We start from the raw sequence: 16,941 nt of genomic DNA, 5'->3' as shown, positions 1-16,941 counted from the left end.
ACTATCATGAACGATCTTTTTTCACTGGCAGGTAAAAATATCCTTATCACCGGAGCCGCTCAGGGAATTGGTTATTTGCTGGCGACCGGTCTTGGTCGCTATGGCGCGCGCATTATTGTTAACGATATTACCCCGGAGCGCGCCGAAACAGCCGTGACGAAACTTCAGCAGGAAGGGATAAAGGCTATTGCCGCTCCCTTTAATGTCACTCATAAACAGGATATTGAAGCTGCGGTTGAACATATCGAAAAAGATATCGGCGTCATTGACGTCCTGATAAATAACGCCGGTATCCAGCGCCGTCATCCGTTTACTGAGTTTCCCGAACAGGAGTGGAATGACGTCATCGCCGTAAATCAGACCGCGGTTTTTCTCGTCTCTCAGGCCGTTACGCGCCGTATGGTGGCGCGTCAGGCAGGAAAAGTGATCAACATCTGTTCGATGCAAAGCGAGCTGGGCCGCGACACGATTACGCCATACGCCGCGTCGAAGGGTGCCGTGAAGATGCTGACTCGCGGCATGTGCGTGGAGCTGGCGCGTCATAATATCCAGGTCAACGGTATTGCGCCGGGATACTTCAAAACGGAGATGACCAAAGCGCTGGTTGAAGATGAAGCCTTCACCTCCTGGCTATGCAAACGTACGCCTGCCGCACGCTGGGGCGATCCCCAGGAGCTTATTGGCGCAGCGGTGTTTCTCTCGTCAAAAGCCTCCGACTTTGTTAACGGACATCTGCTGTTTGTCGATGGCGGTATGCTGGTTGCCGTCTGACCAGGGAAATACGACGCAGCGCGTAAGCGCTGCTATTTTGGCGCTAATAAGAGAGACGAATATGCCATTAATAATTATTGCGGCAGGCGTTGCGCTGCTGTTGGTCTTAATGATTGGCTTTAAAGTTAACGGCTTTATCGCCCTTGTTCTGGTTGCCGCCGTGGTGGGATTTGCCGAAGGAATGGGCGCGCAAGACGTCCTGCACTCCATACAAAACGGAATTGGCGGTACTCTGGGCGGACTCGCCATGATCCTCGGTTTTGGCGCGATGCTGGGAAGATTAATTTCCGACACCGGCGCAGCGCATTGCGACGACGCTCATTAATACGTTCGGCAAAAAACGCGTGCAATGGGCGCTGGTGATCACCGGGCTTATCGTCGGCCTGGCAATGTTTTTTGAAGTCGGATTCGTACTGCTGTTGCCGCTCGTTTTTACGATTGTAGCCTCATCGGGACTGCCATTGCTGTATGTCGGGGTTCCAATGGTCGCCGCCTTATCCGTTACGCACTGCTTCCTGCCGCCGCATCCCGGCCCTACCGCTATTGCGACAATTTTTGAGGCAAATCTCGGTACGACCCTGCTGTATGGGTTAATCATTACCATACCGACCGTGATTGTTGCCGGCCCTCTGTTTTCAAAATTGCTGGCGCGCTTTGAGAAAGCGCCGCCTGAAGGATTATTTAATCCTCACCTATTCAGTGAAGAGGAGATGCCGTCATTCTGGAACAGTATTTTTGCCGCCGTGATCCCGGTCATTCTGATGGCCATCGCAGCGGTATGTGAAATCACGCTGCCAAAAACGAATGCCGTGCGGGTTTTCTTCGAATTTATTGGTAATCCAGCAGTGGCGTTGTTTATTGCCATTATCATCGCCATTTTTACGCTGGGCCGACGCAATGGACGTACGGTTGAGCAGGTGATGGATATCGTCGGCGAGTCCATTGGCGCTATTGCGATGATTGTTTTTATCATCGCGGGCGGCGGCGCGTTTAAGCAAGTGCTGGTGGATAGCGGCGTGGGCCAATATATCTCGCAATTAATGACCGGCACCTCGCTATCTCCGTTATTAATGTGCTGGACGGTAGCCGCCGTGCTGCGTATTGCGTTAGGTTCCGCGACCGTGGCTGCGATAACCACAGCGGGCGTCGTATTGCCGATTATTAACGTAACCCACGCCGATCCGGCGTTAATGGTACTGGCGACAGGCGCGGGAAGCGTTATTGCATCACATGTTAACGATCCCGGTTTTTGGCTGTTTAAAGGGTATTTTAATCTTAGCGTCGGGGAAACCCTACGCACCTGGACCGTTATGGAAACATTGATTTCTGTCATGGGGTTGCTGGGCGTACTGGCGCTGAATGCGGTTCTGCATTAATTCATCATCCGCAGCCCAATTAACCATGGGGGCGACGTTCCCGCCCCCGGTACTGGAGAAAACATGAGGAATCACAGAATTTCTTTGCAGGATATCGCTACGCTTGCTGGCGTGACAAAAATGACGGTGAGCCGTTACATCCGCTCGCCGAAAAAAGTCGCCAGGGAAACCGGCGAGCGTATTGCGCAGATCATGGAGGAAATTAACTACATACCAAATCGCGCGCCAGCTATGCTGTTAAACGCGCAAAGTTACACTCTGGGCGTGCTGATCCCCTCTTTTCAGAACCAGTTGTTTGCCGACATTCTTGCCGGGATTGAATCCGTAACGTCGGGTCATAACTACCAAACTCTCATTGCGAATTACAATTACAATCGCGATTCGGAAGAAGAGTCCGTTATCAATTTACTGTCTTACAATATCGACGGCATTATTCTTTCAGAAAAATATCATACCCTCAGAACCGTCAAATTCCTGCGCTCAGCTACCCTCCCGATTGTAGAACTCATGGATATCCAGGGCGATCGCTTAGATATGGAGGTGGGGTTTGATAACCGTCAGGCCGCCTTTGATATGGTCAGCACCATGCTGGATAAACGCCAGCGGCGTAAAATCCTCTATCTGGGTTCAAAAGACGATATCCGTGATGAGCAGCGTTATCATGGCTACTGCGATGCGATGACGCGCCGGGGGCTGGCGCCGTTGCGCATCAATCCCCGCGCTATCTCCTCTATCCATCTGGGGATACAGCTAATGCGTGATGCGCTTACTGCGCACCCGGACGTGGATGGCGTCTTTTGTACAAATGACGATATCGCAATGGGCGCTCTACTGTGGTGCCGCGAGCGTCAACTGGCCGTACCGGAGCAGATCTCCATCGCCGGCTTCCACGGCCTGGAGATGGGCAGGCAAATGATACCGAGCCTCGCCAGCGTAATTACCCCTCGTTTTGAGATCGGGCGCAGAGCCGCGCAGATGTTGCTCAACAAAATTAAAAATAACGATCTCAACCATAATACGATTGATTTGGGTTATCAGATTTATCACGGCAACACGTTATAAATTTTTTGAACTACTTTTTCCCGCAGCTTGCCTGAGCTTAACGGGTAGCCAAAAGCGCCACGCGTCAGGTTACGCGCTACATCATTCGAGGAATACCAGGCTATCTGCCGGATGGCGGCGGAAAGGACTTATCAGGCCTACGGGTCATAGTAGGCCTGATAAGCGCAGCGCCATCAGGCACTGCGCTTTACTGCATTGCCGGATGGCGGCCTGTGATTAGGACTTACGCAGCATTAGCCACAGGCTAATCAGGAAGAAAGACGCGCTCGGCAGCAGCGCGCCGACAATCGGCGGAATGCCGTATACCAGCGTCAGCGGGCCAAAAATCTGGTCGAGAACGTAAAAGACGAAGCCGAAGCTAATCCCCGTCACCACGCGCACGCCCATCGGCACACTACGCAGCGGTCCAAAGATAAACGACAGCGCCATCAGCATCATCACCGCCACGGAGAGCGGCTGGAAGATTTTACTCCACATATTGAGCTGATAACGTCCGGCGTCCTGTCCGCTCGACTTCAGATATTTAACGTAGTTATGCAGACCGCTGATGGAAAGCGCATCCGGGTCCAGCGCCACCACGCCTAACTTATCCGGCGTCAGATTCGTTTTCCAGGTGCCGCTCACCGTCTGCGAACCGGTGATCTGTTTCGGGTTTTGCAGATCGGACTCATCCACCTGCGACAAACGCCAGACCTTATGCTCCGGGTCGAATTTTGCCGAAGCGGCGTAACGCACCGACTGCAAACGACGCTGATCGTTGAAAGCGTAAATACTAATGCCGGCCAGCTCCTCGTCGCCCTTCACTCGTTCAATATAGACAAAGTTATTCCCGTCTTTCGCCCACAGACCTTGCTGGGTGGAAAGCAGCGAACCGCCATACATCGCCTGCGCACGATAGTTACGCGCCATCTGCTCGCCCTGCGGGGCGACCCATTCGCCGATCGCCATGGTTAACAGCACCAGGGGGATAGCCGTTTTCATCACCGACAGCGCCACCTGCATACGGGTGAAACCCGATGCCTGCATCACCACCAGTTCACTACGCTGCGCCAGCATCCCCAGTCCCAGCAGCGCGCCAAGCAGCGCCGCCATAGGAAAGAAGATCTGGATATCCTTAGGTACGCTGAGCAGGGTGTACATACCCGCGCCCAGCGCGTCGTAGTTACCCTGCCCCGCTTTTTTCAGCTGATCGACAAACTTGATGATCCCGGAGAGCGACACCAGCATGAACAACGTCATCATGATGGTGGTAAAAATGGTTTTACCGATATAGCGGTCAAGTACACCAAATGGCTGCATTATACCGCTCCTTTACGCAGAAAACGGGCACGCAGGCGGCGGACCGGCACCGTATCCCACAGGTTTAAACCAATCGCCAACGCCAGATAGATCAGGTTGACCGCCCACATCCAGATAACCGGGTCCAGTTTGCCTTTACCGCCATTCGATTTAATGGAGGTCTGGATCAGGAAGAACAGCAGATAAAGCAGCATGGCGGGCAACATAGACAAGACACGCCCCTGACGTGAATTCACCACTCTGAGCGGCACGACCATCAGCGCCATCATAAATACGGTAAAGACTAACGTGATACGCCAGTGCAGCTCGGCGCGAGCGCGATCGTTGTCGGTATTCCACAGCGTGCGCATGTCCATCTGGTCAGTATCGTTCGGGTCCAGCGCCACGGCCTGATGGCCAATAATTGCCTGATAGTTCTGGAAGTCGGTGATGCGAAAATCGCGTAGCAACGCCGTCCCTTCAAAACGCGTCCCTTTGTTTAAGGTGACAACCTGGGAACCATCGCGCAACTGAGTAAGGTGTCCGGAATCGGCCACGACTACAGAAGGACGAGCATTGCCCTTAGGGCGAATTTGCGCCAGGAAAACATCGTGGAAGTCGCTGCCGTCAACGCTTTCGATGAACAGCACCGAGCTGCCGTTGGTCGCCTGCTGGAATTGTCCCTGCGCCAACGCCGCCATACCGGGGTTCGCTTTCGCCTCCGCCAGTACTTCATCCTGGTGTTTTGACGACCAGGGGCCGGCCCACATCACGTTAACCGCCGCAAGGATACCGGTAAATAACGCCAGTACCATGGCGGCCTTTACCAGCACGGCTTTGCTCAACCCACAGGCGTGCATGACCGTAATTTCACTTTCGGTATACAGTTTGCCCAGCGTCATCAGCAGCCCCAGGAACAGGCTTAAAGGCAGGATGAGCTGCGCCATTTCCGGTACGCCCAGCCCCAGAAGCGAGAGCACCAGATTTGCGGGAATATCGCCGTCAACCGCCGCGCCGAGAATCCTCACTAACTTTTGACAAAAGAAGATCAAAAGTAAGATGAAGAGTATCGCCAGCTGGCTTTTGAGCGTCTCCCGCACCAGATATCTTATGATTATCACTTTAAATACGCCCGTAAAAACCCATTTTTTTGCTGGAATTTAGCTTGTTTCATGGCTTAAACGTCATTTATTCTCTTGAGTCGTCGAAATCATCGCTAAGATCATTATACTCAGCGGATTCACCTCTCAGAACTTGTTCTGACGTGCCAATGCCGTAATAACGTTAAGATTAACACGAAGTCACCGCAACAGCGGATATGAGTTACGAAAGCTTTCAATTTCTATACTCTAATGGATTTCGAGTTGCAGGCAGGCGGCAAGACTGTGAAGCCCCGGAGCTTACATCAGGTAAGCGACAGGGGTGAGCAGGCGCAGCCAACGCATCTGCAACTTGAAAGACGACGAGTATAGCTGTAGCCACCACTGTTGTCTTTAAGATTCAGGAGCATAGTGCATGGAGTTCAGTGTAAAAAGCGGTAGCCCGGAGAAACAGCGGAGTGCCTGCATTGTCGTGGGCGTCTTTGAACCGCGTCGCCTTTCTCCGATTGCAGAACAGCTCGACAAAATTAGCGACGGATACATCAGCGCATTGCTGCGTCGCGGCGAACTGGAAGGAAAACCGGGGCAGACTCTGTTGCTGCACCATGTTCCTAACGTTCTTTCCGAGCGAATCCTCCTCATTGGTTGCGGCAAAGAGCGCGAGCTTGATGAACGTCAGTATAAGCAGGTTATTCAGAAAACGATAAATACTCTGAATGATACCGGTTCGATGGAAGCCGTCTGTTTCCTGACCGAACTGCACGTCAAAGGCCGCAACAACTACTGGAAAGTGCGTCAGGCCGTCGAAACGGCCAAAGAGACGCTTTATAGCTTTGATCAACTCAAGACCAACAAGAGCGAGCCGCGCCGCCCGCTACGTAAGATGGTCTTTAATGTGCCGACCCGCCGTGAGCTCACCAGCGGCGAACGCGCCATTCAGCACGGTCTGGCCATCGCCGCCGGGATTAAGGCTGCGAAAGATCTCGGCAACATGCCGCCCAATATCTGTAACGCCGCCTACCTGGCGTCACAGGCGCGCCAGTTGGCCGACAGCTACAGCAAAAATGTCATTACCCGCGTGATCGGCGAACAGCAAATGCGCGAACTGGGTATGAACGCTTATCTGGCGGTCGGCCACGGTTCGCAGAATGAATCGCTGATGTCGGTGATTGAGTACAAGGGCAATCCGTCCGAAGACGCGCGCCCGATCGTGCTGGTAGGTAAAGGCCTGACCTTCGACTCCGGCGGCATCTCCATCAAGCCATCTGAAGGGATGGACGAGATGAAGTACGACATGTGCGGCGCGGCGGCGGTTTACGGCGTGATGCGTATGGTCGCCGAGCTTCAGCTACCGATTAACGTTATCGGCGTACTGGCGGGCTGTGAAAACATGCCGGGCGGACGCGCGTATCGTCCGGGCGACGTGCTGACCACCATGTCCGGTCAGACGGTTGAAGTGCTGAATACCGATGCTGAAGGCCGTCTGGTTTTGTGCGACGTACTGACCTACGTTGAGCGCTTCGAACCGGAGGCCGTCATTGACGTCGCGACGCTAACCGGGGCCTGCGTGATTGCGCTGGGCCATCACATTACCGGTCTGATGTCGAACCATAACCCGCTGGCACATGAACTGATCGGCGCGTCCGAACAAGCGGGCGACCGCGCGTGGCGTCTGCCGCTGGGCGATGAGTTCCAGGAACAACTGGAGTCCAACTTTGCGGATATGGCGAACATTGGTGGTCGTCCTGGCGGCGCTATCACCGCGGGCTGCTTTCTGTCGCGCTTTACCCGTAAGTATAACTGGGCGCACCTGGATATCGCCGGTACCGCCTGGCGTTCCGGCAAAGCGAAAGGCGCGACGGGTCGTCCGGTAGCGCTGCTGTCGCAGTTCCTGCTCAATCGTGCGGGCTTTAACGGCGAAGAGTAAGTTTGAGATTACCCCGTAGGCCTGATAAGGCGCATTAGCGCCGCCATCAGGCGTTTTGCCGGATGGCGCCACGCTTATCCGGCCTACGGGGTGCATCATGGCAACGCATTTAAATCCACCACAAGAAGCCTCATATATGAAGAATGCGACGTTCTATCTTCTGGACAATGACACCACCGTCAACGGTTTAAGCGCCGTTGAACAACTGGTGTGTGAAATTGCCGCAGAACGTTGGCGCGCTGGCAAGCGCGTGCTGATCGCCTGCGAAGATGAGAAGCAGGCCATTCGGCTGGATGAAGCGCTGTGGGCGAGACCGGCGGAAAGTTTTGTCCCACACAATCTGGCAGGCGAAGGCCCACGCGGCGGCGCGCCGGTTGAAATCGCCTGGCCGCAAAAACGCAACAGCAGCCCGCGCGATATTTTAATCAGCCTGCGTACAAGCTTTGCAGATTTTGCCACCGCTTTCACAGAAGTGGTAGACTTCGTCCCTTACGAAGAAACTTTGAAACAACTGGCGCGCGAACGCTACAAAGCCTACCGCGTGGCTGGTTTTAACCTGAATACGGCAACCTGGAAATAATGGAAAAGACATATAACCCCCAAGATATCGAACAGCCGCTTTACGAGCACTGGGAAAAGCAGGGCTATTTCAAGCCTAACGGCGACGAAAGCAAAGAGTCCTTCTGCATCATGATCCCGCCGCCGAACGTCACCGGCAGTTTGCATATGGGACATGCTTTCCAGCAAACCATCATGGATACCATGATCCGTTACCAGCGTATGCAGGGTAAAAACACCCTGTGGCAGGTCGGCACCGACCACGCTGGGATAGCGACCCAGATGGTGGTTGAGCGCAAGATTGCCGCTGAAGAAGGTAAAACCCGTCACGACTACGGCCGCGATGCGTTTATCGACAAAATCTGGCAGTGGAAAGCGGAATCCGGCGGCACCATTACCCGTCAGATGCGCCGTCTCGGCAACTCGGTGGACTGGGAGCGCGAGCGCTTCACCATGGACGAAGGCCTTTCCAATGCCGTGAAAGAAGTCTTTGTTCGCCTGTACAAAGAAGACCTGATTTACCGTGGCAAACGCCTGGTGAACTGGGACCCGAAACTGCGTACCGCCATCTCTGACCTGGAAGTGGAAAACCGCGAGTCCAAAGGCTCGATGTGGCACATCCGCTATCCGCTGGCCGATGGCGCGAAAACCGCAGACGGTAAAGATTATCTGGTTGTCGCGACCACCCGCCCGGAAACTATTCTCGGCGATACCGGCGTGGCCGTGAACCCGGAAGATCCGCGTTATAAAGATCTGATTGGCAAATTCGTTATTCTGCCGCTGGTTAACCGCCGCATTCCAATCGTTGGCGACGAACATGCCGATATGGAAAAAGGCACCGGCTGCGTGAAGATCACCCCGGCGCACGACTTTAACGACTATGAAGTCGGGAAACGTCACGCCCTGCCGATGATCAACATCCTGACCTTTGACGGCGACATTCGCGAAAGCGCGGAAGTGTTCGATACCAAAGGTGAAGAATCTGACGTTTATTCCAGCGAGATTCCGGCTGAGTTCCAGAAGCTGGAACGCTTTGCTGCCCGTAAGGCCATCGTTGCTGCCGTTGACGCGCTGGGCCTGTTGGAAGAAATTAAACCGCACGATCTGACCGTCCCTTACGGCGACCGTGGCGGCGTGGTTATCGAACCGATGCTGACCGACCAGTGGTACGTCCGTGCCGACGTGCTGGCGAAACCGGCGGTGGAAGCGGTTGAGAACGGCGACATTCAGTTCGTGCCGAAGCAGTACGAAAACATGTACTTCTCCTGGATGCGTGATATCCAGGACTGGTGTATCTCTCGTCAGTTGTGGTGGGGTCACCGTATCCCGGCATGGTATGACAACGACGGCAACGTCTACGTTGGCCGTACCGAAGAAGAAGTGCGTCAGGAAAATAACCTCGGCGCCGACGTTCAGCTTCGTCAGGACGAAGACGTTCTCGATACCTGGTTCTCCTCCGCGCTGTGGACCTTCTCTACGCTGGGCTGGCCGGAAAACACCGACGCGCTGCGTCAGTTCCACCCCACCAGCGTGATGGTGTCCGGCTTCGACATCATCTTCTTCTGGATTGCCCGCATGATCATGATGACCATGCACTTCATCAAAGATGAAAACGGCAAGCCGCAGGTGCCGTTCCATACTGTCTACATGACCGGTCTGATTCGCGACGACGAAGGCCAGAAGATGTCCAAATCCAAGGGTAACGTTATCGACCCGCTGGATATGGTGGACGGCATCTCCCTGCCGGAACTGCTGGAAAAACGCACCGGCAACATGATGCAGCCGCAGATGGCGGAGAAAATTCGCAAGCGTACCGAGAAGCAGTTCCCGAATGGCATCGAGCCGCACGGCACCGACGCCCTGCGCTTTACCCTGGCGGCGCTAGCCTCGACCGGCCGCGATATCAACTGGGATATGAAGCGTCTGGAAGGTTATCGTAACTTCTGTAACAAGCTGTGGAACGCCAGCCGCTTTGTGCTGATGAACACCGAAGAGCAGGATTGCGGCTTCAACGGCGGCGAAATGACGCTGTCGCTGGCGGACCGCTGGATCCTGGCGGAATTCAACCAGACAGTTAAAGCCTACCGCGACGCGCTGGACAGCTTCCGCTTCGATATCGCCGCGGGCATTCTGTATGAATTCACCTGGAACCAGTTCTGCGACTGGTATCTGGAGCTGACCAAGCCGGTAATGACCGGGGGTTCCGAGTCTGAACTGCGCGGCACCCGCCATACGCTGGTCACCGTACTGGAAGGTCTGCTGCGCCTGGCGCACCCGATCATCCCGTTCATCACCGAAACCATCTGGCAGCGCGTGAAGGTCATTTGCGGTATTACCGCCGACACCATCATGCTGCAGCCGTTCCCGGAATATAACGCCGCACAGGTGGATGAAGCCGCGTTGGCCGATACCGAGTGGCTGAAGCAGGCGATCGTCGCAGTACGTAACATTCGTGCGGAAATGAACATCGCCCCGGGCAAACTGCTGGAACTGCTGCTGCGCGGCTGTAGTGAAGAAGCCGTTCGTCGTGTTAACGACAACCGTAGCCTCCTGCAAACCCTGGCGCGTCTGGAAAGCATCACCGTGCTGCCAGCCGATGACAAAGGCCCGGTTTCCGTGACCAAAATCATCGACGGCGCTGAACTGCTGATCCCGATGGCTGGCCTCATCAACAAAGACGATGAGCTGGCGCGTCTGGCGAAAGAAGTGGCAAAAATCGAAGGTGAGATTGCCCGTATCGAAGGCAAGCTGTCCAACGAAGGTTTCGTTGCTCGCGCGCCGGAAGCGGTCATTGCCAAAGAGCGTGAGAAGCTGGAAGGCTATGCAGAAGCAAAAGCGAAGCTGATTGAGCAGCAGGCGGTTATTAGCGCGCTGTAATCTGAAAGCCTGATGGCGCTTCGCTTACCAGGCCTACACGTTCGCTTATTGAAATGGCGCGATCGGTAGGCCGGATAAGGCATTCACGCCGCCATCCGACAACATGAATTATGGGCCGACGTAAACGTCGGCCTTTTTACATCAGATAAACGGGAAGTAAGGCATGATGCCACGAGAAATCCACATTAGCAGGCTGTTTTCCAGCGGCTTCTCATCATTGGTTAACTCAAGCGAATCCAGATCTCCCTGGACCTGTGTATTCTGCGCCAGCCAGCTCACCAGCCAAATTTTCAACCACGGATAAGCCAGCCCTAAGGTCACGCCGGAAATCACAAACACCACCAGTAACCGCCACAGTATACCGTGTGCAGTGACAGAGGAATGAAAACGAATCGAATCATTCGCCAGCGACAAATTGTTTAAAAACAGGTTGCGTAACGCTACATATAAGTAACTGGTTACCACAATAATCGCGAGAAAATAGAGGAAATAACATGCCATTATCTGGCCATAATATTGCAGAATAAGCGCCCCTCCTGCCTGCGCATTCCCCATCATACTCAAAAGAATCATGTCGGTGAACACCGGCGCGATTAGATAACCAATCACGACAGCAAAAGGGAAAAGGGTCAACATTGCCAACACGCACCCTCTGATGCACGTTTTAACATTAACCTGAATCGAGAAACGATGAATGCCAAAGTTTGCGCCATTGCCAAACAAGGTCATCCATTTGCTGTAGGTAATACCGTTAATGACCCCTATCCCAATAATAGCCAGCAAACCGAGAAAAACGATATTGAACACTAAACCGCCGACGGCGATGGTTACCAGTGAGATAATATAAAGAACAATATAAAGCGCCACCATCAGGAGTACCGGGAGAGCGAACATGTACCACCAGGCGCGCCGCATGGAACACTGGAATCCAAAATGTACGCCATTAAGCGAAGTCATCATCGCCTGATACTGTAATCCTTTCACCGCCATAAAAGGAATAATCGCAATTAATAAGCCGAATAGCGTAAAACCGAGACCGGGATGACCGTGTTCAATAAGAGAGAGGCTAACAATATAAATAATAAAAACTAACAACACACTAATAAATAATGCGCCGCCCGTGGCTTTGTAAGCAAAAGGCTGATTGTTTAGCGTCATATTAGTATAAATATAACGTCGACATTTCACCATCGCCCACGGCGCATAGATTCCCAACGTGATACACGTCAACAAGAAATTCACAAGGCAAATAACAAAATACTTTCCGCCCTTGCCTGTAAACACCAACGTGTGATTATGGTTATCTTTACTACTGATAACGTTATTCATGAATCATATCCCTGAATTACAATCTATTAGAATTAATAATAAAAACCAGTAAATTGTTACTGATTTGACTACGATACTATTTTTGTTTAATTTTTCCGCCTTTTATTTTGTCTGATTCAGGATCTCCTTGCGCGTGACTCAAGACGGTGGTATTAAAGTAATCTATAAATAAATTTTAAAAATTGAGCCATATTATGAATAATGTCGCCTCGCCAACGCTCACGGTGCGCCGAATCACTACCGCCGACAATGCCGCTATTGCCCGTGTCATCCGTCAGGTTTCAGCGGAATACGGACTTACCGCCGATAAAGGTTATACCGTTGCCGACCCCAATCTGGATGAACTGTATCAGGTTTATAGCCAACCGGGCGCGGCCTACTGGGTGGTAGAGCAAAACGGTTGTGTGGTGGGCGGCGGCGGCGTGGCGCCGTTATCCTGTAGCGAACCAGACATTTGTGAACTGCAAAAAATGTATTTTTTACCGGTGATTCGTGGCCAGGGGCTGGCGAAAAAGCTGGCGCTGATGGCGCTGGATCATGCCCGTGAACAGGGTTTTAAACGCTGCTATCTGGAAACAACGGCTTTTTTACGCGAGGCGATTGCGCTATACGAACGTTTAGGATTTGAACATATTAGCGAACCGCTCGGCTGCACCGGACATGTCGATTGCGAAGTGAGGATGTTAAAGGATCTCTGAAAACCAGGCGTTTATTTATCCTCGCCAGGTATTATTTTTGCTGATATAAGTAATCCCGGAAACATCCTGTTATCCGGGAATCACTTATTATTCAAGGAAGTTATAAATGAAACGCCTATTATCAGCAATTGTTTTCCCCGCTATGTTTATTAGTATCTCTAATGTATATGCATTAGATATACAGCCCGGTGAATGGAAAATGGAAAATATAGAAATGCGCACCATCAATCCAGATACAAAACAAGTATTAATGGATGAAAAAAAATTCAGGCATAGCGACGCTTATGTGTTATACCCCTAAAATGTCTGAAGATTCTAAGAAAATGGTGAAGGGTTTTTCTACCAGTGCAGGCGGTTGCACGACAACATTTGTAGAAAGTACGGATACCAAACTGATCAATGAGACTGTCTGTAATAATCCTGATGTCAAATCGCACTCTATTGTAGAAACGACGAAAATAAGCGATACAGAATTTGCGATGACCATGAAATCGGATGTCGATGCAGGAGGTAATAAAACAACCTCCATCAACAAAATTAAACAAACCTTTGTTGGCAAGACCTGCTCTGAAGCGTCAAAAGGCGTGAAACAGTAACTATTTCAACACAAAAACCCGTAGTGATGATGCAAAAATGGCATTGTTCAAGGTCACCTTTCGGGAATATAACACTGAATGAGTTCTTTTTGCCTGCTGCAGGGCAGGCTTTACTCAGGACAGAATATCATGAAAATGACTTTTTCTGCTCGCCAGCAGTTTGATGTCGGGCGGATGACCACGCAGGTGGCGACAGCGTAAAAGATAAAAACGCTAATCTTTAATTTTACCCTTTATCCGGCGGCTGGCACGCCGCTATGAAAACGAAACTCGCGGTCTGGCGACAAGATAAGGTCAGCTTCCACCTCGCCAAAATAGCGCACGCGCGCAGAAATGTCCTCGGCGGAAATCTGCTGCGCCAGCGCCAGGTAATCCTGATAATGCCGCGCTTCGGAGCGCAGAAGCGAGAGATAAAACGTCTGTAAATCCTCATCCAGCCAGGGCGCCAGAGCGGCAAAACGTTCGCAGAAGCGGGCTTCGATATACGCCCCGCAAATCAGCTTATCAATTAAGGTGAGCGGTTCGTGCGTGCGTACCGCTTTCAACATTCCTTTCGCGTAGCGGCTGGCGGTGATTTTCACATAAGGAATGTTTCTGGCCTGCATGACCTCGCGTACCTGCCAAAAATGGTGCAACTCCTCTTTAATCAATAACACCATACGGTCGATAAGCTGACGTCCCCAGGGGTCATCAGTTTGCGGCATGGCGCTTTTGCTAATCTGTCTATGCAGGGCAACAAAATCCGGCTCCGGCCCCTGACGAAACGCGAACGCCTCGTAAGGTTGCAGCCAGGCGAGCAGCGCGTCGGCGCCCGATTTATCGGCGACATATTTACGCACCAACAGCAACGCGGTTTGCGCAGCCTTCAGTTCGCAGATCAAGTGATCGGTAAGCAGAAGAGGAAGATTTTGCGGATCGCGGGCCTGGACAATCCACGCCTGCGGCGTCGGGCAATGCAGGAAATTAAGCACCGGAGAGAGTATTTGCGGGTAATTCATACGTAACCTGTTAAAATAAATATCCTCCGGCATAGCCGGAGGTTTTTCAGATGCGCCTGTAAGGCTCTCTTACCAGCCGCGCCCTAACAGGCGCATACGATCTGACATTTGCATCAAACTTCGTTACTTACGGCCCGTAAACGGGCTGCCCGGATAAGGGATCGATAATTGCTCACCCATTTTATCCTCTTCAAGCTGGTGCTTTATGTATTCCCGTATCTTCGCCGTGTTCTTACCCACCGTATCGACATAGTACCCTCTGCACCAGAACTCCCTGTTCCTGTATTTGAATTTTAGATCCCCAAACTGCTCGTAAAGCATCAGACTACTTTTACCCTTCAGATATCCCATGAAGCTCGACACACTCATCTTCGGCGGGATCTCCAGAAGCATGTGAATATGATCTGCACAACATTCCGCTTCCAGGATTCGTACGTTTTTCCATTCACACAATTTTCTTAATATGCTGCCTACTGCCCTACGCTTCTCTCCATAGAACGCTTGTCTTCGGTATTTGGGCGCGAAAACTATGTGATATTTACAGTTCCATCGGGTGTGCGCTAAGCTCTTTTCGTCCCCCATTGGGACCCCCTTTTGATTTCTTGTTGAACTTTTGCAGTTGCCAGACCGCAAGATGTTTTAACAAATCAAAAGGGGTTTTAATAACTGGCTTAAAGCTGAAAGCTTTCCGGAACCCCCAGCCTAGCTGGGGGTTTTCCATAGACAAAAATACGACAGCAGACGCTGCCGTACCGTCATACTATGCAGCTTTAGTGACGCACGCCGTCGTCATCTTCATCGACATAATCGTCGTCATCACCCTCTTCGCCATTAGGGTCTTCAAAATAGGTTCCCCAGCCGTCGTATTCAACATCATATTTTTCCGCCAGGTTCATCAGTTGCTCAACCTGAGCGTCGATGAGTTCGGCGTTCAACGCGCACTCGCTGAGGATGTCGCAACAAATAACCGTATCGCCCTCTTCCACTTCCAGCTCTTCCGGCTCCGTCACTTCATAGCCGAGTTTAAAGGCTTCTACCGCGGCTTTTTCCAACGTTTCGAAATCGTCAGCGGAAAGGTGATGCTCGATAGTGTACAGCGCATCCGGATCGCTGCCGTCCTCAAGTAACTCTTCAATAATTAACCGCGTTTCTTCACGCTGCTCTTCCAGTAATTCCGGGTTTGCCATAGCTCGTTCCTCATAGATGTCCTGCCGATACTCTTATTGTCACATACCGCCGACGTTGCCTCCACCTTATCGAGAAAAGTTTTATCAAACAGGGTTGCAAATGAATAATAATCCATATAAAGTGAATTTTAATTCAATGAGAGGCCTAAGCCATGTGAGGGAAGTATGTCTACGTTTTACCAAAAACCTTTTTTAAAGTTACTTGATTTCACCGCCAGCGAGCTCACTGCTCTGTTGCAGCTTGCCGCCAAACTGAAAGCCGATAAGAAAAACGGTAAAGAAGAACAAAAGCTGGTGGGTAAGAATATTGCGCTCATCTTCGAAAAAGACTCGACCCGGACACGATGCTCTTTCGAAGTTGCCGCATACGATCAGGGGGCGCGCGTGACGTACCTGGGTTCCAGCGGGAGCCAGATCGGCCATAAAGAGTCCATCAAAGATACTGCCCGCGTCCTGGGCCGGATGTTTGACGGTATTCAGTATCGAGGATATGGCCAGGAGATCGTCGAAACGCTGGCTGAATATTCCGGTGTGCCGGTATGGAACGGTTTAACCGATGAGTATCACCCAACGCAATTACTGGCGGATCTGCTCACCATGCAGGAACATCTGCCGGGTAAAGCCTTTAACGAGATGACGTTGGTCTATGCCGGAGACGCGCGTAATAACATGGGTAACTCCATGCTGGAAGCCGCCGCGTTAACAGGATTGGATCTCCGTCTGGTCGCGCCAAAAGCCTGCTGGCCGCAAGCCGCGTTAGTGGCGGAGTGCAGCGCCATGGCGAAAAAGAACGGCGGCGCCATCACCCTGACCGAAGATATCGCCTCAGGCGTAAAAGGCGCGGATTTTATCTATACCGATGTTTGGGTCTCTATGGGCGAACCCAAAGAGAAATGGGCGGAGCGTATTGCCCTGCTGCGTGATTATCAGGTCAACAGCCAGATGATGGCGTTAACCGGCAATCCGCAGGTTAAGTTCCTGCATTGTCTGCCTGCGTTCCATGATGACGAAACCACGCTCGGCAAAAAAATGGCCGAAGAGTACGGTTTACATGGCGGGATGGAAGTGACCGACGAGGTTTTTGAGTCTGCGGCCAGCATTGTCTTTGATGAAGCGGAAAACCGCATGCATACCATCAAAGCAGTAATGGTAGCGACGCTGTCTAAATAATGTCGTGATGATGC

16 protein-coding genes and 2 pseudogenes are annotated in these 16,941 nt (G+C 52.1%); 11 read left to right on the top strand and 7 right to left on the bottom strand.

Annotation, left to right across the window (positions count from 1 at the left end; all coding sequences use genetic code 11):
- Nucleotides 1-6 precede the first annotated feature (6 nt).
- The 3 genes and pseudogenes from idnO (at nt 7) to ACFK9X_RS03770 (ending at nt 3,209) form a co-directional block, all read left to right on the top strand.
- The gene (idnO, locus tag ACFK9X_RS03780; protein ID WP_000998688.1) at nt 7-771 is read left to right on the top strand and encodes a gluconate 5-dehydrogenase; all 765 of its coding nucleotides are present in this window, start codon (nt 7-9) and stop codon (nt 769-771) included.
- Nucleotides 772-832: 61 nt separating this feature from the next.
- Nucleotides 833-2,147 (top strand): annotated as a pseudogene (idnT, locus tag ACFK9X_RS03775) (gnt-II system L-idonate transporter).
- Between the two features lie 63 nt (nt 2,148-2,210).
- On the top strand, nt 2,211-3,209 hold the full coding sequence (locus ACFK9X_RS03770) for a LacI family DNA-binding transcriptional regulator (RefSeq protein WP_001244064.1): 999 nt from the start codon (nt 2,211-2,213) through the stop codon (nt 3,207-3,209).
- 216 nt (nt 3,210-3,425) lie between these two features.
- On the opposite strand, the gene lptG is transcribed toward ACFK9X_RS03770, so the two are convergent.
- The 3 genes from lptG to ACFK9X_RS03755 all read right to left on the bottom strand — a co-directional run bounded on the left by lptG (nt 3,426) and on the right by ACFK9X_RS03755 (nt 5,722).
- Nucleotides 3,426-4,508 (bottom strand): LPS export ABC transporter permease LptG, encoded by a 1,083-nt coding sequence (gene lptG / locus ACFK9X_RS03765; RefSeq protein WP_001182242.1) that lies wholly within the window; start codon nt 4,506-4,508, stop codon nt 3,426-3,428.
- A complete protein-coding gene (lptF, locus tag ACFK9X_RS03760) occupies nt 4,508-5,608 on the bottom strand; it encodes an LPS export ABC transporter permease LptF (protein ID WP_151115570.1) in 1,101 nt (366 codons plus the stop codon). The genes lptG and lptF overlap by 1 nt, the downstream gene beginning before the upstream one ends.
- Nucleotides 5,609-5,671: 63 nt before the next feature.
- Nucleotides 5,672-5,722: a hypothetical protein gene (locus ACFK9X_RS03755; RefSeq protein WP_212724070.1), complete on the bottom strand. Its 51-nt coding sequence runs from the start codon at nt 5,720-5,722 to the stop codon at nt 5,672-5,674.
- A gap of 280 nt (nt 5,723-6,002) precedes the next feature.
- Between ACFK9X_RS03755 and pepA the strand changes: the two genes are divergently transcribed.
- The 3 genes from pepA to ACFK9X_RS03740 all read left to right on the top strand — a co-directional run bounded on the left by pepA (nt 6,003) and on the right by ACFK9X_RS03740 (nt 10,949).
- Nucleotides 6,003-7,514 (top strand): leucyl aminopeptidase, encoded by a 1,512-nt coding sequence (gene pepA, locus ACFK9X_RS03750; RefSeq protein ID WP_000397158.1) that lies wholly within the window; start codon nt 6,003-6,005, stop codon nt 7,512-7,514.
- A 136-nt stretch (nt 7,515-7,650) separates the two neighbouring features.
- Nucleotides 7,651-8,094 carry a DNA polymerase III subunit chi gene (gene holC, locus ACFK9X_RS03745; RefSeq protein ID WP_001523689.1) on the top strand — a complete coding sequence of 148 codons (444 nt, stop codon included), beginning with the start codon at nt 7,651-7,653 and terminating at the stop codon, nt 8,092-8,094.
- Complete coding sequence (locus ACFK9X_RS03740) at nt 8,094-10,949, top strand: valine--tRNA ligase (RefSeq protein WP_151115568.1); 2,856 nt, start codon at nt 8,094-8,096, stop codon at nt 10,947-10,949. Before holC ends, ACFK9X_RS03740 begins: the two co-directional genes overlap by 1 nt.
- A 141-nt stretch (nt 10,950-11,090) precedes the next feature.
- Here ACFK9X_RS03740 and ACFK9X_RS03735 read toward each other — a convergent pair whose 3' ends face one another.
- Nucleotides 11,091-12,278, bottom strand: a complete 1,188-nt coding sequence (locus ACFK9X_RS03735) for a YjgN family protein (RefSeq protein WP_151115566.1) — start codon at nt 12,276-12,278, stop codon at nt 11,091-11,093.
- A 194-nt stretch (nt 12,279-12,472) separates the two neighbouring features.
- Here ACFK9X_RS03735 and ACFK9X_RS03730 point away from each other — a divergent pair, with 194 nt between their 5' ends.
- From ACFK9X_RS03730 to ACFK9X_RS03720, 3 genes and pseudogenes are all read left to right on the top strand, one after another.
- On the top strand, nt 12,473-12,976 hold the full coding sequence (locus ACFK9X_RS03730; RefSeq protein WP_001519079.1) for a GNAT family N-acetyltransferase: 504 nt from the start codon (nt 12,473-12,475) through the stop codon (nt 12,974-12,976).
- A 106-nt stretch (nt 12,977-13,082) separates the two neighbouring features.
- Nucleotides 13,083-13,572 (top strand): annotated as a pseudogene (locus tag ACFK9X_RS03725) (DUF3617 domain-containing protein).
- A 78-nt stretch (nt 13,573-13,650) separates the two neighbouring features.
- Nucleotides 13,651-13,773 carry a hypothetical protein gene (locus ACFK9X_RS03720; protein ID WP_001736312.1) on the top strand — a complete coding sequence of 41 codons (123 nt, stop codon included), beginning with the start codon at nt 13,651-13,653 and terminating at the stop codon, nt 13,771-13,773.
- A 32-nt stretch (nt 13,774-13,805) separates the two neighbouring features.
- Here the strand turns inward: ACFK9X_RS03720 and miaE are convergent, their stop codons facing one another.
- From miaE to rraB, 3 genes are all read right to left on the bottom strand, one after another.
- Nucleotides 13,806-14,603 (bottom strand): tRNA isopentenyl-2-thiomethyl-A-37 hydroxylase MiaE, encoded by a 798-nt coding sequence (miaE, locus tag ACFK9X_RS03715; RefSeq protein WP_161126855.1) that lies wholly within the window; start codon nt 14,601-14,603, stop codon nt 13,806-13,808.
- A gap of 90 nt (nt 14,604-14,693) precedes the next feature.
- A complete protein-coding gene (gene tnpA / locus ACFK9X_RS03710) occupies nt 14,694-15,152 on the bottom strand; it encodes an IS200/IS605-like element IS200F family transposase (RefSeq protein WP_000502121.1) in 459 nt (152 codons plus the stop codon).
- 188 nt (nt 15,153-15,340) lie between these two features.
- On the bottom strand, nt 15,341-15,757 hold the full coding sequence (gene rraB / locus ACFK9X_RS03705) for a ribonuclease E inhibitor RraB (RefSeq protein WP_000002940.1): 417 nt from the start codon (nt 15,755-15,757) through the stop codon (nt 15,341-15,343).
- Between the two features lie 16 nt (nt 15,758-15,773).
- On the opposite strand from rraB, the gene ACFK9X_RS03700 reads away from it, so the two are divergent.
- Nucleotides 15,774-15,953, top strand: a complete 180-nt coding sequence (locus ACFK9X_RS03700; RefSeq protein WP_371067900.1) for a hypothetical protein — start codon at nt 15,774-15,776, stop codon at nt 15,951-15,953.
- Entirely contained in the window at nt 15,923-16,927 is a 1,005-nt protein-coding gene (gene argF / locus ACFK9X_RS03695; RefSeq protein ID WP_000103041.1) for an ornithine carbamoyltransferase, read from the top strand. Before ACFK9X_RS03700 ends, argF begins: the two co-directional genes overlap by 31 nt.
- Nucleotides 16,928-16,941 lie beyond the last annotated feature (14 nt).

Source organism: Salmonella sp. WC3 (assembly GCF_042932255.1).
Classification (GTDB): Bacteria; Pseudomonadota; Gammaproteobacteria; order Enterobacterales; family Enterobacteriaceae; genus Salmonella; species Salmonella enterica.
This window is presented reverse-complemented; position numbering and strand designations above follow the sequence as displayed.